A 20,090-nucleotide genomic window follows, 5' to 3' on the forward strand; every position below is an offset into this window, starting at 1 on the left:
GAGAAGTCTAAGTAATAAATGCTGTGATATAGTTAGAGAAAGTTGCAAATATAAGTTTTTTTATGAAATTAAGTTCTATTCGTATTGTTTTAGTAGCGACCTCGCATCCAGGAAACATCGGTTCCACTGCAAGAGCAATGAAAACTATGGGACTGAGTTCCCTTTATCTGGTAACGCCTAAATCTTTTCCTGATTATAAAGCTAATGAAATGGCCGCTGGTGCCGATGATGTTTTAGCGGGAGCTATAGTAACCCAATCCCTGGATGAGGCTTTGGCGGGATGCCAGTTAATTCTGGCTACCAGCGCAAGACCCAGAGGTTTGTCTTTACCCGGTTTGCTTCCGGTTGCCAGCGCGGAACTGGTGAGCCAGCAACCCGATAATACCCGAATAGCTATTGTTTTTGGTCGCGAACATTCCGGCCTGACTAATGAAGAACTGTTAAAATGTCATTATCACATTAATATTCCCAGCAATCCGGAATACAGTTCGCTTAATCTGGCACAGGCAGTACAGATCATTGCTTATGAAATGCGGATGAAGTTATTAGCGCCTCAGGCAGAAGTGGCTCTACGTCAGGATGACTATGCTACCGCTGATGAAATTGAGCAGTTTTATGATCATTTAAAAGAAGTGTTTATCGAAATTCAATTTTTAAAAGAGTCTAACCCCCGGCGTCTTATGCAGAGGGTAAGGCGATTATTTAACCGCGTCAATCTGGAAAAAATGGAAGTAAGTATTCTGCGCGGTATGTTAAGCCAGGTGCAGAAATCTCTGGAATGGGCTGCTAAAAAGGACAAGAGCAACATACATGAGTGATATGCCGATTTATTTTGATTATATGGCTACAACACCGGTTGATCCTCGTGTTGCAGAACAAATGATAAAATATCTGGGGCCAGAGGGAGTTTTTGGCAATCCTGCATCCACGACCCATGCTTACGGTCAGGCTGCTGCTCTGGCTGTTGAACGTGCACGTCTGCAAATTGCTGATTCTATTAAGGCCTCAGCACAAGATATAGTCTTTACCTCGGGGGCTACAGAGTCAGATAACCTGGCCATTCTTGGGGCTGCTCACTTCTATAAAAATAAAGGAAAACACCTGATAACCATGAGCACGGAACATAAAGCCGTGCTTGATTGCTTCTACCAATTGGAAAAAGAAGATTATGAGGTGACGTATCTGGCTCCAGAGCCAGATGGATTGCTGGATCTGGCAAAACTCGAAAAAGCGCTTAGACCAGATACCATTCTGGTGTCTGTCATGCAGGTCAATAATGAAATAGGCGTTATTCAGGATATCGCTGCTATAGGTGGATTACTGCGCAATAAAGGCATCGTTTTTCATGTGGATGCAGCGCAAAGTGCAGGAAAATTGCCAATAGATGTCACTCAGTTATCCGTAGATTTAATGTCTTTTTCCGCGCATAAAAATTATGGTCCTAAAGGAATAGGGGCTTTGTATGTTCGTCACAGGCCGCGTATTCGTCTAAAGCCACTGATTTTTGGTGGCGGTCATGAAAATGGATTGCGCTCAGGCACTTTGGCGACTCATCAGATTGTTGGAATGGGAGAGGCCTTTGCTCTAAGTGTACAAGAACAGACACAAGAGCAGGAGCGCATTTTGGCATTGCGCAAGCAATTATGGCAGGGAATCCAACATTTACCTGGAATACGTCTCAATGGCCACGAACATCAGCGAATTGCCGGCAATCTGAATTTCAGCTTTTCCGGGTTAGATGGCGATTCATTATTGCTTGCTTTGAAAGATCTGGCCATTTCTACGAGTTCTGCCTGCACTTCTGCAAGCATACAGCCATCTTATGTATTAAGAGAGATTGGTCTGTCAGAACATTTGGCACAAAGTTCTTTACGAATGTCTATTGGACGCTTCACAAAAAAGGAGCAAATTGAGTTCGCTATTGATATAATTTGTTCACAAGTACTAAGACTGTATGATTTGTCGCCATTATGATGTATAATAAGATCATCGAAGAGTGTTTTTTTTATCCGAGGCATGCCGGAGTATTGGATGTCTCTGCTCCTTTAGTGGTTCATTGTAGAAGCAGTCAACCCAATCAGGCAGTGCTCATTGATTTATACATCAATTGTTCTCCTGATGGAATAATTAAAAAAATCAATTTTAAAGCAAAAGGCAATCCTTATGTGATTGCAGCAATGGAATGGTTGTGTCGGCAGACAGAAGGCAGGCTAATAAACAGTCTCCCTTTAATCACGTATCAATTGCTGATTAAAGAGTTGGGAATTCCGACAAATCAATATCCCATTGCGCTGCAAATTGAAGAAATTTATAAAGAAACAGTGGTTTTGATGAAAAAGAAACTTGAGGGAATTAAGTCATGAGTGTCGTTATGCAACATACCAGCAGTGTTGAGCCAGGTATTAGCTTCAGTGAATCAGCTGTCAAGCACCTGCTTACTTATTTAGCTAAAAACCCGGAGCAAAAGGGTGTGCGCCTGTCGGTAAAGAAAACAGGGTGTTCCGGTTTATCTTATGTAGTAGATTATGTTGCATCACCCTTAGAGGGCGATATTACTATGCCTCTATCAGGTGAATACCTGGTGTGCATCGATAAATCCAGCCTTCCTTTTTTAAAAAACATGCGTGTGGATTATGTAAAACAAGGATTGAATTATAAGTTTATTTTTAACAATCCCAATCAGACCGGACAATGCGGTTGTGGTGAAAGTTTTACGGTGGGGTAGGTTTGTAGTCCCGTTGCGAGAAACAATCTCTTCTACACTCGATCCACGTCGTCCTGAGCGCGTCTTTTTGCGCGAAGGATCTCCTGAAAGTGGCATGGTGCCGATATTTGGAGATCCTTCGCGCAAAAAGACGCGCTCAGGACGACGTAGACCGTAGCCGGGATGGTGTGTGGAATTCGTTTCCCGGTTGCAAGCAACCGGGCTACAAAAATTGTCTTTTTTCGTCATAGATGACTTATTTTTAACTTAATGGTAGTAAAATCACTCGATAAAGAACAAATCCACAAGAAATTTTACTCTGAATTATAAAAAAAAATCATTTTTTCTTGTGAAAAAGCATTTCAGTTTTTTTAATAAAAACCGATAAAAATCATATATTTATTTTTACAAATCTTATCAAAATGATACAATATTCGCTCTTAATATTCCCTTAATAAATGAATATCATTGAATCAATGTTTACACTCTTTGGGATATTTGATATTATATGAAGCATGGTGTTCGGTACGTGGATGTGTTGGACATAATTTTTTATTCATTAATTTGTGCTAGGAGATTTAAATGAGTGCAGTAATGCAAGAAGTAGTGCAAGGTAACGATGCACTGACGCACCAGGTAATTAGTGCGGTAAAAACCTATTTGACCAGTGTTGGCAATAAAGATGCTAATTTAAACTTATATCAACTAATTGTTGAAGAAGTTGAAGCTCCTTTATTCCGTACAGTTATGGAATTAACTCGTTACAACCAATCAAAAGCAGCTCGAGTTCTTGGTGTAAGCCGTGGTACTTTACGTACTAAACTGAAGCGCTATTTTGACGATGAATTTATTGGTACTCGTGATTTCTAATTTGGATTTTTCTGAATTCAGTATCCCTTCAGTAGTATTTCAAGATAAATTCATAGGTATATGTGGTCTTTTGCTAGGCACTCTGCTACTATAGATAACAGAGTCGGTCAGGCAATCGCTCTTTGTTTGTAACAAAGGGAGGAAAGTCCGGGCTCCACAGGGCAGGGTGCCAGGTAACGCCTGGGAGGTGTGAGCCTACGGAAAGTGCCACAGAAAATATACCGCCCGCTTGTTCCATGCAACAAGCGGGTAAGGGTGAAATGGTGCGGTAAGAGCGCACCGCGCGACTGGCAACAGTCGTGGCAGGGAAAACCCCACCCGGAGCAAGACCAAATAGGAATCCATTTGACTGAATAAGTCATGACGTGCGGCCCGTACGGGATTCGGGTAGGTTGCTTGAGGCATACGGTGACGTGTGTCCCAGATGAATGATTGTCCGCGACAGAACCCGGCTTATCGACCGACTCCCTTTTAATAAATTGTCTTTTAAAGTTCTTAGTGCTAGATTAAAGATTCTCTTAATTTTCCAATAGATATCAATGACAACAGTCAGTGAATGGTGGATGTGGCCTGCTTTTTTTGCTTTCGTGCTTGTCATGATTTTTATCGATCTGTTTTTATTCAGTGGCCGTAAAGTCCATCGTGTTTCAACCACAGAAGCTCTTTCCTGGACTATGGTCTGGGTTTGTCTGGCGCTTATTTTTAATCTTTTGTTCTGGTGGTACTTGCTTCATGTAACAACAGCAGAAGAGGCTCATGTAAAAGCTCTGGAGTTCACAACCGGATATCTGATTGAAAAATCATTATCCATAGATAATATCTTTGTTATCCTCATGATTTTTCAATATTTTTCTATACCAGTGGAATATCAGCGCCGCGTCCTGATTTATGGTGTTCTCGGTGCGATTGTGATGCGCCTGGTTCTGATTTTATTGGGCATTTGGGTTATTAACCAGTTTCACTGGGTACTTTATCTTTTCGGTTTACTCCTGTTGGTGACGGGAGTTAAAATGTTCTTTGTTGAGGATGAAGCCCCTGATTTGGAAAGGAATCCTGTGTATCGCATGATGAATAATCATTTACATATCACCAAGACTTTGCATGGTGAGCATTTTTTTGTCCTGAAAGACAAAATACGCTATGCGACCCCTTTATTTGTTGTATTAGTACTGGTCGAGGTAAGTGATCTTATTTTCGCAGTAGACAGCATTCCAGCCATATTTGCCATAACCAATGATCCTTTTATTGTCTTTACCTCCAATATCTTTGCCATACTGGGTTTACGTGCTTTGTACTTCCTTCTGGTGAATATGCACAATCGCTTTCACCTGCTTAAATACGGCCTTGCCATCATTTTGATTTTTATCGGCATTAAAATGCTTATAGTGCATTGGTTTAAAATCCCAATTTTCCTAACGCTGGGCAGTGTAGCGATCATCCTGTTTACAAGTGTGCTCCTCAGTATTTACCATTCACATTTATTGGATAAAAGGAAGAAGAAGGGTTCGTAGTACGGCCACGAAATCCCACCCAACCCTGACTCTACTAAACATTTTTGCTATTCCCCGATCCACGTCGTCCTGAGCGCGTTTTTTTGCGCGAAGGATCTCCATTACAGTGGCATAGTGCCAGTATTTGGAGATCCTTCGCGCAAAAAGACGCGCTCAGGACGACGTGCATTGGAGTAATGGCAAAGAGGTGATCGAGGGACAGATGCAAGCAGACCGGGCTACGATCCGAGTTATGCCAGATATTTTTTCAGCAAACTGTTCACTTGTTCTGGATTCGCCTTTCCTTTGCTTTGTTTCATGACCTGGCCGACAAAAAAGGCCAGCAGCTTTTCTTTGCCTGCTTTATAATCAGCTGCCTGTTCGGGATATTGTTTTACTATATTGGCGATCATTTCTTCAAGCTCGGCGCTGTTATCCATTTGCTGGTAGCCTTCGCGCTGGATGATTGCATCAATATCTGTTTCCCCATTCCACAGGAAGGTAAAAATATTCTTTGCATTATTAGACGACACACTGTTGTCTTGCAGTTTATCCAGGAGTCTGGCCATGGTTTCAGCCGATATAGGTAAGGTGTCAAAACCCAGATTGCGCTCATTAAGTGAAGCTGCGTATTGGCCCTTTAACCAGTTAATAATTATTTTCTCCGAGGCTTTACTTAATGATTTGATGTCTTTGTAAAAATGCCAGGCTTCTGGTGATGACAAAATAAATGAAATGTCTTCATCGTTTAATGAAGGGGTATTTTTTAATTCGCTGTGAATTTTATGCGGTAAATCCGGTAAATTATGCTTTATTTCCGCTATCTGATAGCGTGTTACTTCTATGGGTAACAAGTCCGGATCAGGAAAATAGCGGTAATCATTTTCATTTTCCTTGTCGCGCATGGGATGAGTGCTGTTGGTATCCGGGTTATAAAGACGTGTTTCCTGAATGACCTTTTGACCGCTTTCCAACAAATCCTGATGTCTCAATTGTTCAAAAGCTATAGCCTTTTCAATATAACGGAACGAATTGAGATTCTTCAACTCCGTTCGCGTGCCTAAAGTTGCTGATCCTCTGGGTTTGATGGACAGGTTCACATCGCAGCGAAAGGAGCCTTCCTGCATATTACCATCACAAATTCCCAGAAACCGTACCAACTGATGTAAGGTTTTCAAATATTTAATCGCTTCTTCTGCCGAATACATGCAGGGGGTGGTAACTATTTCCAGCAGGGGAGTCCCTGCACGGTTTAAATCAATTCCAGTATAGTCTGAATGATTCTCATGCAGAGATTTTCCTGCATCTTCTTCCAGATGAGCGCGAACAATTTCTATGTTTTTTTCCCTGCCATCATCAAGTGTAATGGTCAATTGGCCATTACTGACTATAGGTTTTTGAAATTGGCTGATTTGATAGCCTTTAGGCAAATCAGGATAAAAATAATTTTTCCTTTCAAAAATGGAGGCATTATTAATATCGGCATTAATCGCCAGGCCTAACTGGATGGCCATAACTACTGCTTCTTTGTTTAAAACCGGAAGCACTCCGGGAAAACCCGCATCAATAAAACAGGTTTGTGAATTGGGGAGGGCGCCAAAAGCAGTAGATGCGCCAGAAAATAATTTCGATTTGGTTTTTAACTGAGCATGAACTTCAAGACCAATAACAGTATCCCATTCCATAAATCACCCTTATTGGTTAGGTCTGGACTTATGCCAGCTCGTATGTTGTTGATAATGATGCGCCAGTTGCAGCAGGCGACCTTCACTAAAATGCTTGCCCATCAATTGCATGCCTACAGGGAGTTGCTTGTCAAAACCTGCAGGAATGGACAGGGCAGGAAGACCTGCCAGATTCGCGGCTACAGTAAAGACATCAGCAAGATAATTTTGAATTGGGTCAGCGATTTTTTCCCCAATTTTAAAGGCAGTTGTCGGGGTGGTGGGGCCGAGAATAAAATCAACCTTGCCAAGGCTGTTGGATAATTCTTGCTGAATCAGGCGTCTGATTTTTTGAGCCTGTACATAATAAGCATCAAAATAACCTGCCGAAAGGACATGAGTTCCAGTAAGGATTCGCCTTTGTACCTCTGCACCAAAACCCTCACTGCGCGAATTGATGATCAGCTCGTTTAAACTGGACGCCTTGGAACTGCGGTGACCAAAACGCAAGCCATCATAGCGAGACAGGTTGGAAGACGCTTCCGCACAGGCTATTACATAATAACAAGGCACCCATAAAGGCTGGAGTTTTAAATCCATTTCAACAATTTCAGCCCCCAAGTCCCTGAATACGCTTACTGCTTCTAAAATGGCTTTTTGTATCCCCTGATCTACCTGAGGCTGGAAGAAACAAGAGGGGAGTCCTATTCGTGTTTGAGCTGAGGGTTGATTCAGTTCCGCCGTATAATCAGGCAAGTCAGAATCTACTGAAGTAGAATCGCGTGGGTCAAAGCCTGCCATAGCTTGCAGGATGATTGCCAAATCTTCAGCACTGTTGGCGAAAGGCCCCGCCTGATCCAGACTTGATGCATAAGCCACCATACCAAAACGCGATACCAGACCATAAGTAGGTTTGATGCCGCTAATCCCGCAAAATGCCGCAGGCTGGCGTATGGAGCCACCGGTGTCTGAACCAATGGCAAAGGGAGCTAATCCCGCAGCAACTGCGGCTGCCGAGCCTCCTGAAGAACCTCCGGGTACGCGTTCTTTATCCCAGGGATTTTTTACGGCACCAAAATAACTGTTTTCATTGGCCGAACCCATGGCAAATTCATCCATGTTGGTTTTTCCTACCAGAATAGCGCCTTGTTCTTTCAGTTTGCTTACTATGGTCGCTTCATAAGGAGCCTGAAAATTAGCCAGCATTTTGGAACCACAGGTTGTTGGCATGTTCTGAGTACAGAATAAATCCTTCAATGCCATGGGGATTCCAGTCAGCGCTTTGGCTTTACCTTGCTTTAACTGTTCATCAGCGTGCTTTGCATCAGTCAGTGCCTGGTGTTCATCAAGGCTGATGAAGGCATTCAAATCCTTATTGGCGTGAATGGTGTTAATGCACTGTTGGGTGAGTTCGACACTGGACAGTTCACCTGTCTGCAGTACCTGCGATAAATGCTTTAATGAATTGAATTCCATAATTATTTACCTGAGTCTATGACTTTAGGGACTAAATACAAATTGTCTTCGAAGAGAGGGGCTATAGCTTCCAGTTCTGCCACACAATCTGCCTCTGTCACAGCATCTTCCCTTAAACGCTGATGCAAGGCAAAAGGGTGAAACAGTGGGGCTATGCCTTTGGTATCCACTGAACGTAATTGGTCAACAAAATCCATGATGGAACTGATTTCCTGAGTCAATTGCTCAGAGTGTTCTTCATCAATAGTCAAATAAGCCAAGCCCGCTATTTTTTCAAGATCTTTTGAAGAGATAGTCATATTAGTACTCAAACAGAAAGTAGATCATTATAACTATTTCCGATTCATTTCCAAGTATGTAGAATGGGTATTCGTTCACAATAACAGAGGCGAATGTGTTATCCACATTACAACAGTATAAAACCCAGGGCGGTGTTCACGTTGAGTTTTCTCAGCAGTCACTTGATTATCAGCAGGGAATAGAATCTTTGCTGGAACGTATTGATTCACACCGAGGCGCTTTATTCGCTTCGAGTTTTGAATATCCTGGACGTTATACCTGTTGGGATATAGGCTTTTATAATCCTCCTCTGGCCATTGTCTGTAAACAGAATGTCATTAAACTTGAAGCCTTGAATCAGCGTGGTGAAGTATTGCTGGCTTTTGTAAAACCTTTAATTGCAGAACAAGGCAATCTGGAGTTACTGTCCAACAGTAAAACCGTCTGTGAGCTTAAGATTAAGCCCTCACAACAGGTTTTTAGTGAAGAGGAGCGGAGCTTACAACCCTCAGTATTCAGCATCATCCGTTTGCTGCTTGCCTTTTTTAAATCAGATGAAGACTCCTATTCAGGCCTTTACGGCGCTTTTGGTTTTGACCTGATTTATCAGTTTGAGGATTTGCCGCAGCATAAAGAACGCGATGAATCACAACGGGAGATGGTGCTGTATTTGCCCGATGAAATTTATATTGTCAATCACAGGAAAGAAGAAGCTTTTGTCAGGCGCTATGATTTTCAATATCAGGGAAAATCAACTCAGTCCTTGGCAAGAGAAGGTGAATATGCGCCTTATCAGTCGCCTGAAAAGCCAGAAAAGGTTTGCGATCATGAACTGGGTGAATACACCTCGGTAGTCAATAAGGCCAAAGAGCGATTTGCCTGTGGTGATTTGTTTGAAGTGGTGCCCAGTCAGACTTTTTATACCCATTTCACCAGTAAGCCCTCTGAATTATTCAGCAAAATGCGGCGGGTTAATCCTTCTCCTTATGGTTTTTTTATTAATTTGGGCAATGAAGAATATCTGGTAGGCGCTTCTCCTGAAATGTACGTGCGAGTTCAGGGGAAACGGGTGGAAACCTGTCCTATATCAGGAACCATCAAACGGGGGGCTGATGCCATTGAAGATGCCTTAAATATTCAGGCTTTACTGGATTCTCCCAAAGAAGAGTCAGAACTGACCATGTGTACTGATGTGGACAGGAACGACAAATCACGTGTTTGTGAGGCGGGAAGTGTTCGAGTGATAGGCAGGCGTCAAATAGAAATGTATTCACGCCTGATTCATACAGTAGATCATGTAGAAGGTATTTTGCGCCAGGAATTTGATGCGGTAGATGCTTTTTTAACCCATATGTGGGTGGTGACGGTTACTGGCGCCCCTAAACTCTGGGCGATGAATTTTATAGAGCAACACGAAAAATCACCGCGTAAATGGTATGGTGGTGCAGTAGGCTGGTTTGGTTTTGATGGCAATTTAAATACTGGCCTTGTTTTAAGAACGGTACGTATTGAGCGGGGAATTGCTGAGGTCAGGGTAGGGGCAACGCTGCTTTATGATTCAGTTCCTGAGGCTGAAGAGCAGGAAACCCGTTTAAAGGCTTCTGCTTTTTTGGATTTACTGCAAAACTCTGAACAAAAAGCCAAAGAGAAAACCGAAGCCTTGTCTTTAACCGGAACCGGTAAAAAAGTATTGCTCGTTGATCATCAGGATTCCTTCGTGCATACGCTGGCAAATTACATCCGTCAGACTGGAGCCGAGGTAACGACCATTCGTTTTGACAAGGTATTGGCTTATTTAAAAGAAAAGACTTTTGATTTGGTTGTTTTATCGCCAGGACCTGGAAGGCCCGCTGATTTTAAACTTTCCGAGACTATAGATCATATTAATGCTTATGACATACCTATTTTCGGTGTTTGCCTCGGTTTGCAGGGAATAGTGGAACATTTTGGCGGTATTCTTGATATTTTGCATTATCCCATGCATGGCAAACCCTCTCAAATCAAGGTCCTGAATTCAGCTCATTTATTCAACGGGTTGAATGAATCCTTCACTGCTGGACGTTATCATTCTTTATACGCCCGTTTAAAAACAGTTCCTGACGCACTTGAAGTCACTGCAATGAGTGAGGATGGTATTGTCATGGCGGTATCGCATAAGACATTGCCTATTCATGCAGTGCAGTTCCATCCTGAAACGATTTTGTCTCTCCCTAATCAGGCGGGTATGAAAATCATTACTAACCTTATGGACATGGTGAAAGCACATGGGTAAAAAAACGCTGATTCTTTATCTGGTTTCGGTTGTACTGGGATTTTTAACGGGACTTATCGCGTCCTTATTTCAGTTAGCCATTGCCGGTCTAGATGCGTCACTGGCCAATTTTTTTACCTGGGTTCAAACTCATGATTTACCCGTTGGACTCATTTCGGCACTGGTTTCCATGCTTATGGTGTTGATTGCCTGGCTTTTAGTACGGCATATAGCTCCCGAAGCTTCTGGAAGTGGGGTGCCTGAAATAGAAGGAACTTTGCTTCATGTCCGTCCTATCTTCTGGAAACGTTTGTTGCCCGTGAAATTTTTTGCTGGTGTTTTGGCCATTTCAGCCAAAATGGTGTTGGGACGGGAAGGTCCTACCATTCAAATGGGCGGGAATTTAGGGGAAATGCTGGGGGACATGTTTCGCATGTCACGTCGCAGAAGTGATACCTTAATTGCTGCCGGATCCGCAGCGGGTCTTGCCGCTGCGTTTAATGCGCCATTGGCGGGTGTTTTATTCGTGATGGAAGAAATGCGTAATCAGTTTAATTATTCCTTTACCAATTTTAAAATGGTCATGATTTGCTGCGTTATGGCGACCATTACCCTGAACCTGATTGTTGGCTCAGGCCCTGCCATTAAAATGGAATTATTTGAGCTGCCCAGCCTGCATTCATTATGGTTGTTTTTAGTATTTGGCGTTGTTGTGGGGCTGATAGGGCTGCTGTTCAATCATGTGCTTATCAAGACCCTGGATTTGTTGGACAGATTAACCTCGCGGCAAAAGATGTGTTATGTAGTGCTGGTTGGCTTGTTAGTGGGATTTCTCACTTATTATTATCCTCCTACCGTCGGAGGCGGATATGAGATTATTAACCAGGCATTGACCATGTCGCCTGCAGTGCCTGTTTTATGCGTTTTAATTGTGATTCGTTTTGTAACGACCATGTTGTCTTATTCAACTGGCGTACCAGGCGGGATTTTTGCTCCTATGCTGGCTTTGGGAACTTTATTAGGCTTGGCAGTGTTCCATTTATTCCAATGGCTGAGTATGGATTTTTCCATTCATCCGGGGATGTTTGCGGTGGCAGGCATGGGGGCGTTTTTTGCGGCTACGGTGCGTTCGCCAATCACGGGTGTGGTTCTGGTGGTGGAAATGACCCAGAATTATTTATTGATTTTACCGCTGATGATCACCTGTATTACATCAACTACTGTAGTGCAATTAGCGCGTAATAAGCCTATATATACCCAGCTTCTTGAACGTACTTTGCGGATTAATTCGACTGCTAAACTTAAATAGTTACACTTGTAACCTTGATGCAGTGATCAAGGTTACAGTTTTATAAAACCTCAGAGTCTTGGTGCGGCTGCTTGCTGCCGGGATTGGATCTGATCGTTATCTTGCACTTCACTTGCCTTATCACTATCCTCTGAGCCTGGTATTGGTGACATATTGTCTTCTTGGCAAGGAAGGAAAAAACATGGTCTGCGTTGTTCCACCCGTGCTATATGTGCCTTAACAAATTGGTTCGCTCTGCTGGGGGAAGCTAATAAATTTTCCAGGATTTTAGCTATTATTTCAGAAGGAACAGTCCTATCTTGATACCCTTGCTGCATGAGAAGCAGCATTGGTCCAATTACCCTTTGGGCCTCAGACTCACCATTACTTCCAAGATCTAATCTTCTACTGCTATCATGGACCTGTAATTGAAGTTGGGTCAGTAGATGGTCATTTTGTTGTAAATTAAATGAAAAAAGTTTATTCCTTTTTAAGATAATTTTTTCTACGGTCGCGGGTATCGTTGCAAGTACTTCTACAAGAGTATTTAAAGGAAGTGCGCGTAAATCATTATTACTTAAATCCAGTGTACGAAGGTGAGGGGGAATAGCTGAAAACATATTTTTTAATTGCGTTTCACTGAAAAGATTAAGACTATTTCCTGCTAATGATACAGAAGTAACATTTGGGGGAAGGTAATTAAATAAATTTGTAATGTGCTGGTTAAATCTGTTTCTAAACATTGGCTGTTGAGCTAAATGTAAATTGTTTGAGACATCCAGAAAATTAACATTCGAAGAAAATAATTGAAAAAAAGGACGCCAATCTTCTATATCTGTGAGTTGATTGCCACTTAAATCAATACCTGTAGCTTCATGGGGGACTGTTGCAAGTTTTCGTAATAATTCCTCATCCCATGTTTCACCTCTGTTTCCATGTCTATCGTGTGCTATAGCAAGAATATTCAAACCTTTACTAGACAAATCAATTTTAAATAACATAATGTATCTTTCCTTTGCTTTAAAAAAGTGGAATTATATTATACAATTAATATTGATTAATTTCAATATGTATGAAAAATAAATGGAAGTATCACCGCTAACGTAAGAAATACGTTCGTCCCTCGACTTGTCTGCGGGATCCAGGAATCTCAATCCGAACTTAGATCTCTGGATACAAGCAACTGACTCTTCTACATCTATCCATGTCGTCCTGAGCGCGTCTTTTGGCGCGAAGGATCTCCTGAAAGCGGCATGGTGCCTATATATACCCAGCTTCTCGAGCGTACTTTGTGAATTAATTCGACTGTTAAATCCGGTAGTCAATAATTTAATCTATTTGATTTTTATTTAATCTTAACCTATAACTAGATAGAGCGATTACTTAGTACCTTCACCAGGATGTAATTGCAGGAGTGACTTCAGTAGTAATATTTCAAGTACTAAATTAATAGGTCAGAAAGACTTATTAATTAGGACTAACTTTGTATTAAGTTGAGGAGGTATTATGTTTCGCTATGTAAGTATTTTTGCCTTAAGCGTATTTCTTGCCAGTGGATCTGCTATGGCAGCGCAAAGCTCGGAAAAAACTAAAGAGTGCGGAAAAATTCTCACAGATTGCTGGAAAAAGGCCTTAGAGGTTAATTGCTATCCTAGCCCTTTTCGACCAGAGGTTTGTAAAAAATTTAAGAAAAATGGATGTTCAAGGACGCCTAAAGACTATTCAGATAATTTTATCGGCAGTGTTGCAAATGGTATAGTTATCAAATGTGCTGGTTGGTGATAGCTTCGTGGTTTGATACTCTGTATTTTAATGATACAAGAGACGTGCTCCAAAAAGAGGCGATAGCCTCGTCACGAAGCCTTAGCACCATGCCAAGGCTTCGAGACAGCGCTACGGACCGTGCCACAACCATGCTACGGCCGTTCCCTGATAGGGGCTGACCTATTTAACTCACGTTAACTTAGTTCCGTTCGAGTTCCCCCATTGCACTCTTAACTGTTCCAGATCTCCTCTGTGTCGCATGAGAGCTTTTATCATAATATGCTCGGGATTTTTCTCTGCTGTATCGAACAATTGTGTTTTCACTTCATCAAAGGTTGTCGAAGTGAACAGTATATGGAACATTTCTCCGGGCAATTTATCTTCAAACAGAGTGCCAGACGGTTGTCTGTTTAAATACTTGTGTATACTTTTATACACGTTGAGGTATTCAGAGACAAATGATGTCTCGTCCTTATACTGGTAAGGAAACGACGTGATATAACTGACAACAGAGCCTGATGTTTCATCTGCCTGGGTCATTTCTCCGGAAAATACGTGAGTTTGTAAAAATTTAAGTTTTTCTTCATCGGGTAAGGCTTCAAGGATAACCCCCAGGCTACGATGATTTTGATAAGCCTCCGACAATGCAGTTTTCCCCTCCTTGTTTTTAACCAGCATCATATTAAATAATTCTGTTGCTGGTATTTCTTTAACGACTTCCCTTAGTTGCTTTGGAGTGGGTGCTGTCTTGTGTAGAATGGTATTGCCTTCCCTGTCAATGGGTAAAAATTTCAATTCATGACGATGCTCTTCAGTCAGGCGATTTAAAAAGAGTTCGCGGATTTTTTCATAGTCCCTTATTCCCTCAGAAATCTCTATTACATGTCCTTCTTTGAAGCGTGCAATATTACTCTCAATGTGCAGATATAATGGAACATCATCATATAATTTGTTTTTGTAAATAGTGTAAATTTCAGGTTCACTGTAACCATTTAAAATTTTTTCCAGTGCCTGTATTTTGTGATTGCCAATACAACTGCGGATCAGTTCATGATCTTTATCCGCCCATTTTATCCTGTCTTCTTGTTCCTCCTCAGGAATAATTTTTAATACCTCATCCAGTTCACCCTCATGCATGGTGGATTTAAGCAGCATCTTTTTATCCAATGCCTGTTGAAGCACATGGGGAGGAATGGGCGATGGAATGATGGTCAGTGCCTTTGCGAAACTGGCTTTATCCATAGCGGCGGCAGCGAGTATTCGTGCAGCTAAATCCTGGCTGGACATTAAGTTTTCTGTTTGATCTTGAGAGAGTGTATCCAGTGCTGCAGTAAAAAGGGTGTTGTCGTGAGCCAAATGCTCTATCACTGTAACTCCCGCATCGTTTTCCTGCACTAAAATACTTAAACGTTGCGCAGGTTGAAATGATTCCAGTACTTCCTTAACGACAATCTGATCGTGCACGCGCTGTAATAAAGTAGAACCACTGATTTGTTTGTGCTGAACAACTTTGAGTTGAAGTTCAGGCGAAATTCTGGAAAACATGGAGCAAAATTCATTGGGACAACTACTGGCTAAAGTCTGAAAAAAGGGGGCGCCGCTCACCTCAGTAAAAAAAATCCTGGACTGTTCCTCTTCTTCATCAGGAAATAATTCAGTAAATAGTTGTACTATGAGTTTCCATAAGGAAGGGGAAGTAGTTAGCAGAAGCATATCGTCTTTAATGCACTTGAGCAAAAACAAAAGTTTTTTCTCTCGAGACAGGAGCAGTTTGTTAAAAATAGCTTGGATAAGTTCATTACCAGGTTCATTTGATAAAAGCAAACTATTGACAACACTGGCTCCTTCATCATGTTCTACAAACAACTTGCCTAAGGCTTCGGGCGATAGCTGATCAATTAATTTCAGCAGGGAGTTGCTGCCGAGTGAAACGATCATTTGAAGGGCAGTTCTTTCGGATGAGGGGGCTCTTCGAGTAATAAGCAGCTTGATGAAATCTTCCTGTTTTAATTTTTTTGATAAAAGCGCTATGACTCGATCAATTTCACTTGTAGTATCTAACCCTTGAAAGCAGTGAAGTAAAGCCTGAAGAGCACTGCGTTTTTCATCATTCTCTTTTGACAATAAGGTAAAAAGTTCTTCGCCGCTTAAATAGGGTATAACCATTTGTACGGCAGTAATGTTCTGATGATTAAAATCAAAAATACTGTCTGTTACTGCTTGTACCAGTTTATCATGAGGGGCATTTTCAAGCAGAAATTTTAAATTGTCCGGATTGCCATGCGTTAATGCGATTTTTAATACAGTGATAAACGCAGTATTCGTCAACTTCCAGAATTGCTCTTTTTGCCCATCGCTGAGCCGGGTATAAACGTATTCCATAACAGGGAAATGCTGGACAAAATAAACGAATACAGAGTTTGCGTGAGAGTCAGCACTCTTCATCAACTCCCATAATTTCTCAGGTGGATTATCTTCTAAAATGGAGAGCAATAGCATGGAGTGAACCGATGCAATACTAAAGCTTGTATAGTCACCAAATTTTTGCACATTCAATCGTTTTTCTTCTTCCATCCCGTTTAATAAGGAGAGCAAATCATTATGAACGTAGACACTTTGGTTTCCGAAGATGTAAAAACGAGTAAAGGCTACACGCATCAATTCCTGATGCTCATTTTTAGGGTAATAAGACAACAGTCTTTTTAACAACCCCAAATCGAACATGGCATAGCGGATACTTGCAGCATCAGGTCTGTTCTTCGTAGAAAAAGCAATGTCTTTATGGTCAAGCAATTTATTAATAATGTTTTGGTTCTTTGATTGCACTGCTTTGGCGAACAGACTTTCACTACTGCTGTAACTGCTTAAATTCACTTTGGCATGCAGCTGGTTTAAATAATCGAATATCGCTTCATTTCCCTTTTCAGCGGCCCAGAAAATTGCTGTTTTTAAATCGTCATCAAAGATTTCAATATCTGCACCTCGAGCTACCAGATTTTGAACCATGGGCAGATCATTATTCTTTACCGCGATAATTAATGGGGTTTGTTCGTTTTTATCTTTGGCGTCCACATCGGCACCGGCATCCATGAGCATTGTCGCGATTTCTTTCCCTTTTTCATTTTTTTTCTTATAGGCAACGAATTCTAAAGTGCGCAATAAAGCGGTATTACCCTTTTTATCCTGTACATTTACATCAATGCCAAGCTTAATCAATGCTCTGGTATGTTCAACGTCAGCATTTAAGGTGGTAATATGAAGGGCAGTTTGCCCATTAGCATTCATTGCATTTAAATAAGCTCCTTTTTCAAAGGCGCTAAAATCAATGTGGCCAGCAGACAACTGTTCCAGATACTCTTTATTTATCTGTATCAGTGCATTGATTTCTTCCAATCGATTTCCTGCCAAATCCCTTAGCAATTGAAGCAGGTTTTCATTTTGAGTGTACAGGGCAAACGCGATGGTCTTTTTTAGTGCGTTATTGTCTTTGTAAGGCGAAGCATTGCTTAAATGTTTTGTTAAATAGACTTGAGTTTTATTGTTGATAATCTCTTTCAGTTGCTCTGAGTGCACTTGGCCATGGAACATATAGGGCATATCGGGATCAGCCAGTTTCAGCTGTGATGTTGAATCATTATATCCTCTGTAGTCTTTGTAAAATATTTTCCTGGCAGGATAATTTTTAAGCCCTGTTTTTGATGAAATACCGCTTTGCGAACCACAGTTTACATACGTTGCTGGACATCCTGGAATGGAATCGTTAGTACAAAGTTCTAATGCAAGATATCGATAAAAATCAGCGACCATGCCAGTATTTTCATGGTGGGATTCAATAGAATCAAGACATATACCTTCATTATGGCCGCGCCACGCCCAGGTCATGCCTGTCACTTCATCCTTGTCTGGAGGATTTTCAGGATCCCCTTTAAACAGGACATAGGCTCCACCATTAGGTGAGGTGATAAGGTGTTCGGTACATTCTGAGCCTTGTCCTCCCAGATACTGACAAGAGTGTGTCTTGTTGAATTTGCCTAAAGAGGCCGCCATTGCTCGTTCCATATCATTAGTCACATCGAGTTTTTTCAGGTAGTACCCTGGATAACCCAGTAATTTACCATCAATCACGAGATTGGGAATTGCAGCATCATCGTTTTGAGGTTTGAGATCGTAATAACGCTTAATCGCGCCCAGTTGTATGCCATTGTCTGTTAATATCTTGTGGGCGCCGCTGCTTTGCAAACGATAATGTTCATGAAACGCTTCCAAAATAGCTAACTGCGCTTCATTATCATAGCCGTTAATAAACTCGCTCAATGAAGGAGCCAAGGGACAGGCTTCAAGAATCTGGATAAGCTTTTGGGTTATTTCCTGGCTTAATTGGCTCTTTTTCTCTTTTAGCTCTGCTTTTTGTTTATCAGTTGGATGATCTATATTGATGAGCATTAGCTTTTTAAATTGCTGAGTAAGCGATACATACTCTTTGACATGCAATTTCACTGCGGCAGCTGAGCGTGAAGATGAAGATTCCCAAGGTTTTTTATAGACTGATTCTATTGCCTCTGCCTGTTTGAGTAAGGCTCGGAAAGCAGGGGAGAACATATTGGGTTTTTTGTGCTGTGATGGTTGGTTGGCCAAATCCTGCCATAACCTGAAATCGCAACAACCGACTTCTGGCAAATCAAATCCGCAGGCATCATGTACTTTATACACTGCTTTGGGATTATAGATTTCATAGGTCTGCAAATATTCAATAGCGTCATTGGGATTTTTGAAGGTCATTGCCAATTTAAAAGCATGCTCCTCTGGGTCGCCATTTCTTTCTATAGCATAGGCTAACTGGCAAATGGGTAATACCTTTTGATACACCTCATGATTATAATATGGAAGTTGCTCAGGTAACGCTCTGTAGTGTGGGGTATCGAGACTCACTCCATCAGTTAAGGTCTGGCACTCATAAGCCAGTAAGATCTTTTTTAAATGAATTAACAGCAGTTCTAAATCTTCAGGCTGTTCCAACCGGTTTTCCTGGGAAAAATAAGCCTTAATCTCAGTTTCTAACTCTTCATAGTTTGTTTGGGCAGCTTTAAGGTTTTTGCTTTCCCGCTCTGCAATGTGTTTGAGTTGTTCCTGAGTAAGTGGTTTTTTTTGCTTTTTACGGGGCTTCTCGGCTGCTGATTGCTCCGCGGCGGGAGGATTCTTTGTCTCTGCAGGTACGACCGAAGCTAATTTGCGTATTGCCTCAACTTTTTTAAGAATTTCGATTATATCCATAAGAACGTCTCGTCTGAGTTATTTTTAAACAAAAATAGGTTGCATTAACGTGAGTTATGGATAAGAAGCTTGATTTATCTTATCCAGTCGTTACTTCGATGCCGTTCGGGCTGAGGAGAGGTGGTAGCCTCGTCTCGAAGCCTTAGCACCATGCCAAGGCTTCGAGACAGCGCTAACGCGCTTCCTCAGCCCGAACGGCATCGAAGTAACGACTGGATAAAACAATCTTGTTATCCATAACTCACATTACATTAATAAAATCGATTCCGGTATAATGGATAAAAAGCCTTTACTGATGGCTTTTTCGATTAATTGTTGCTTGGTATCGCAGTAGAATTTATTTTTTAAGGTGTCCACATGTGTTTCAACAGTGCGGTTTGCGACGCACAGGGTGCTGGCAATTTGAGGATAGGTATAACCTCGCAATAAGTAATACAGACACAACATTTGACGTTTGGATATTTTTAATGGAATATTTTCATCAAGGAGCATCACTGAAAATTGGCCATTGATGATTTGATGTTTATGTAATTTGGGGGCAACAGCTGAAAGGTTGATAATGTTGGACCTGGTTAAATCCATACAGCGAATCATGTATCCGATGGTTTCGTCATCATTATTTTTCAAGGCGTTTTTTTCATTGAGCAGCAGGGAAGGTTTGTTATTGGCATAATAGCACCAATTCAAGGTTTTAACCCCCTCCGTATCTCCAATGGCTGTTTTGTCTTCATTAGAAAAATGTTGGCTTAATTTAGCCGCCTTACAAGGTATCTCTTCTTCAAACAAGGGTATTTTAATTAAGGCATCGGCATCCGAAAACCCTAACAAATGTGCCAGCGATGGGGTGGCTGCGACAATTTTTCCCTGTAAATCCTTGATGCCAGCTATGCCTCCCATATTCAGATTTGTTAAAGCATGCTCATGTAAAAAATCAGAATTAATACGCATATAGACCAGAAAGAAAAATGGTTGAATTGTGCAATATTTTTACATATATTGAATGTCATGTCAAGAGGATGATTGGTTTGTATTG

The 20,090-nt window shown here is 41.5% G+C and carries 15 protein-coding genes and 1 other RNA gene; 10 read left to right on the plus strand and 6 right to left on the minus strand.

The window, feature by feature from the left end:
* Positions 1-62 precede the first annotated feature (62 nt).
* The 7 genes from trmJ to B094_RS0104720 all read left to right on the plus strand — a co-directional run bounded on the left by trmJ (position 63) and on the right by B094_RS0104720 (position 5,085).
* On the plus strand, positions 63-818 hold the full coding sequence (gene trmJ / locus B094_RS0104695; protein WP_018576647.1) for a tRNA (cytosine(32)/uridine(32)-2'-O)-methyltransferase TrmJ: 756 nt from the start codon (positions 63-65) through the stop codon (positions 816-818).
* Positions 811-1,974, plus strand: coding sequence for an IscS subfamily cysteine desulfurase (locus tag B094_RS0104700; protein ID WP_018576648.1), 1,164 nt, complete (start codon positions 811-813; stop codon positions 1,972-1,974). Before trmJ ends, B094_RS0104700 begins: the two co-directional genes overlap by 8 nt.
* Positions 1,971-2,363, plus strand: a complete 393-nt coding sequence (locus B094_RS0104705; RefSeq protein WP_018576649.1) for an iron-sulfur cluster assembly scaffold protein — start codon at positions 1,971-1,973, stop codon at positions 2,361-2,363. Before B094_RS0104700 ends, B094_RS0104705 begins: the two co-directional genes overlap by 4 nt.
* Positions 2,360-2,725, plus strand: a complete 366-nt coding sequence (locus B094_RS0104710) for a HesB/IscA family protein (protein ID WP_018576650.1) — start codon at positions 2,360-2,362, stop codon at positions 2,723-2,725. The genes B094_RS0104705 and B094_RS0104710 overlap by 4 nt, the downstream gene beginning before the upstream one ends.
* A 561-nt stretch (positions 2,726-3,286) precedes the next feature.
* On the plus strand, positions 3,287-3,574 hold the full coding sequence (locus B094_RS0104715) for a helix-turn-helix domain-containing protein (protein WP_018576651.1): 288 nt from the start codon (positions 3,287-3,289) through the stop codon (positions 3,572-3,574).
* A gap of 99 nt (positions 3,575-3,673) precedes the next feature.
* Positions 3,674-4,046: RNase P RNA component class A (gene rnpB, locus B094_RS16425), an RNA gene on the plus strand.
* A gap of 67 nt (positions 4,047-4,113) precedes the next feature.
* A complete protein-coding gene (locus B094_RS0104720) occupies positions 4,114-5,085 on the plus strand; it encodes a TerC family protein (protein ID WP_026253881.1) in 972 nt (323 codons plus the stop codon).
* A gap of 230 nt (positions 5,086-5,315) precedes the next feature.
* Here B094_RS0104720 and gatB read toward each other — a convergent pair whose 3' ends face one another.
* The 3 genes from gatB to gatC are packed head-to-tail and all read right to left on the minus strand — an operon-like array spanning position 5,316 to position 8,503.
* On the minus strand, positions 5,316-6,749 hold the full coding sequence (gene gatB, locus B094_RS0104725) for an Asp-tRNA(Asn)/Glu-tRNA(Gln) amidotransferase subunit GatB (RefSeq protein WP_018576653.1): 1,434 nt from the start codon (positions 6,747-6,749) through the stop codon (positions 5,316-5,318).
* Between the two features lie 9 nt (positions 6,750-6,758).
* On the minus strand, positions 6,759-8,204 hold the full coding sequence (gatA, locus tag B094_RS0104730; RefSeq protein WP_018576654.1) for an Asp-tRNA(Asn)/Glu-tRNA(Gln) amidotransferase subunit GatA: 1,446 nt from the start codon (positions 8,202-8,204) through the stop codon (positions 6,759-6,761).
* 2 nt (positions 8,205-8,206) lie between these two features.
* A complete protein-coding gene (gatC, locus tag B094_RS0104735; RefSeq protein WP_018576655.1) occupies positions 8,207-8,503 on the minus strand; it encodes an Asp-tRNA(Asn)/Glu-tRNA(Gln) amidotransferase subunit GatC in 297 nt (98 codons plus the stop codon).
* A gap of 95 nt (positions 8,504-8,598) precedes the next feature.
* Here gatC and B094_RS0104740 point away from each other — a divergent pair, with 95 nt between their 5' ends.
* Positions 8,599-10,755, plus strand: a complete 2,157-nt coding sequence (locus tag B094_RS0104740; protein WP_018576656.1) for an anthranilate synthase component I — start codon at positions 8,599-8,601, stop codon at positions 10,753-10,755.
* Complete coding sequence (clcA, locus tag B094_RS0104745; protein ID WP_018576657.1) at positions 10,748-12,043, plus strand: H(+)/Cl(-) exchange transporter ClcA; 1,296 nt, start codon at positions 10,748-10,750, stop codon at positions 12,041-12,043. Before B094_RS0104740 ends, clcA begins: the two co-directional genes overlap by 8 nt.
* A gap of 50 nt (positions 12,044-12,093) precedes the next feature.
* Here the strand turns inward: clcA and B094_RS0104750 are convergent, their stop codons facing one another.
* Entirely contained in the window at positions 12,094-13,023 is a 930-nt protein-coding gene (locus tag B094_RS0104750; RefSeq protein ID WP_018576658.1) for a leucine-rich repeat domain-containing protein, read from the minus strand.
* A 505-nt stretch (positions 13,024-13,528) separates the two neighbouring features.
* Between B094_RS0104750 and B094_RS0104755 the strand changes: the two genes are divergently transcribed.
* Positions 13,529-13,804: a hypothetical protein gene (locus B094_RS0104755; RefSeq protein ID WP_018576659.1), complete on the plus strand. Its 276-nt coding sequence runs from the start codon at positions 13,529-13,531 to the stop codon at positions 13,802-13,804.
* A 171-nt stretch (positions 13,805-13,975) separates the two neighbouring features.
* On the opposite strand, the gene B094_RS0104760 is transcribed toward B094_RS0104755, so the two are convergent.
* Together B094_RS0104760 and B094_RS0104765 are read right to left on the minus strand one after the other, a co-directional pair.
* The gene (locus B094_RS0104760; protein WP_018576660.1) at positions 13,976-19,057 is read right to left on the minus strand and encodes an ankyrin repeat domain-containing protein; all 5,082 of its coding nucleotides are present in this window, start codon (positions 19,055-19,057) and stop codon (positions 13,976-13,978) included.
* Between the two features lie 246 nt (positions 19,058-19,303).
* A complete protein-coding gene (locus B094_RS0104765; RefSeq protein WP_018576661.1) occupies positions 19,304-20,005 on the minus strand; it encodes a helix-turn-helix transcriptional regulator in 702 nt (233 codons plus the stop codon).
* Between the last annotated feature and the right edge of the window lie 85 nt (positions 20,006-20,090).

The sequence above is a fragment of the Legionella shakespearei DSM 23087 genome (assembly GCF_000373765.1).
Lineage (GTDB): Bacteria > Pseudomonadota > Gammaproteobacteria > Legionellales > Legionellaceae > Legionella > Legionella shakespearei.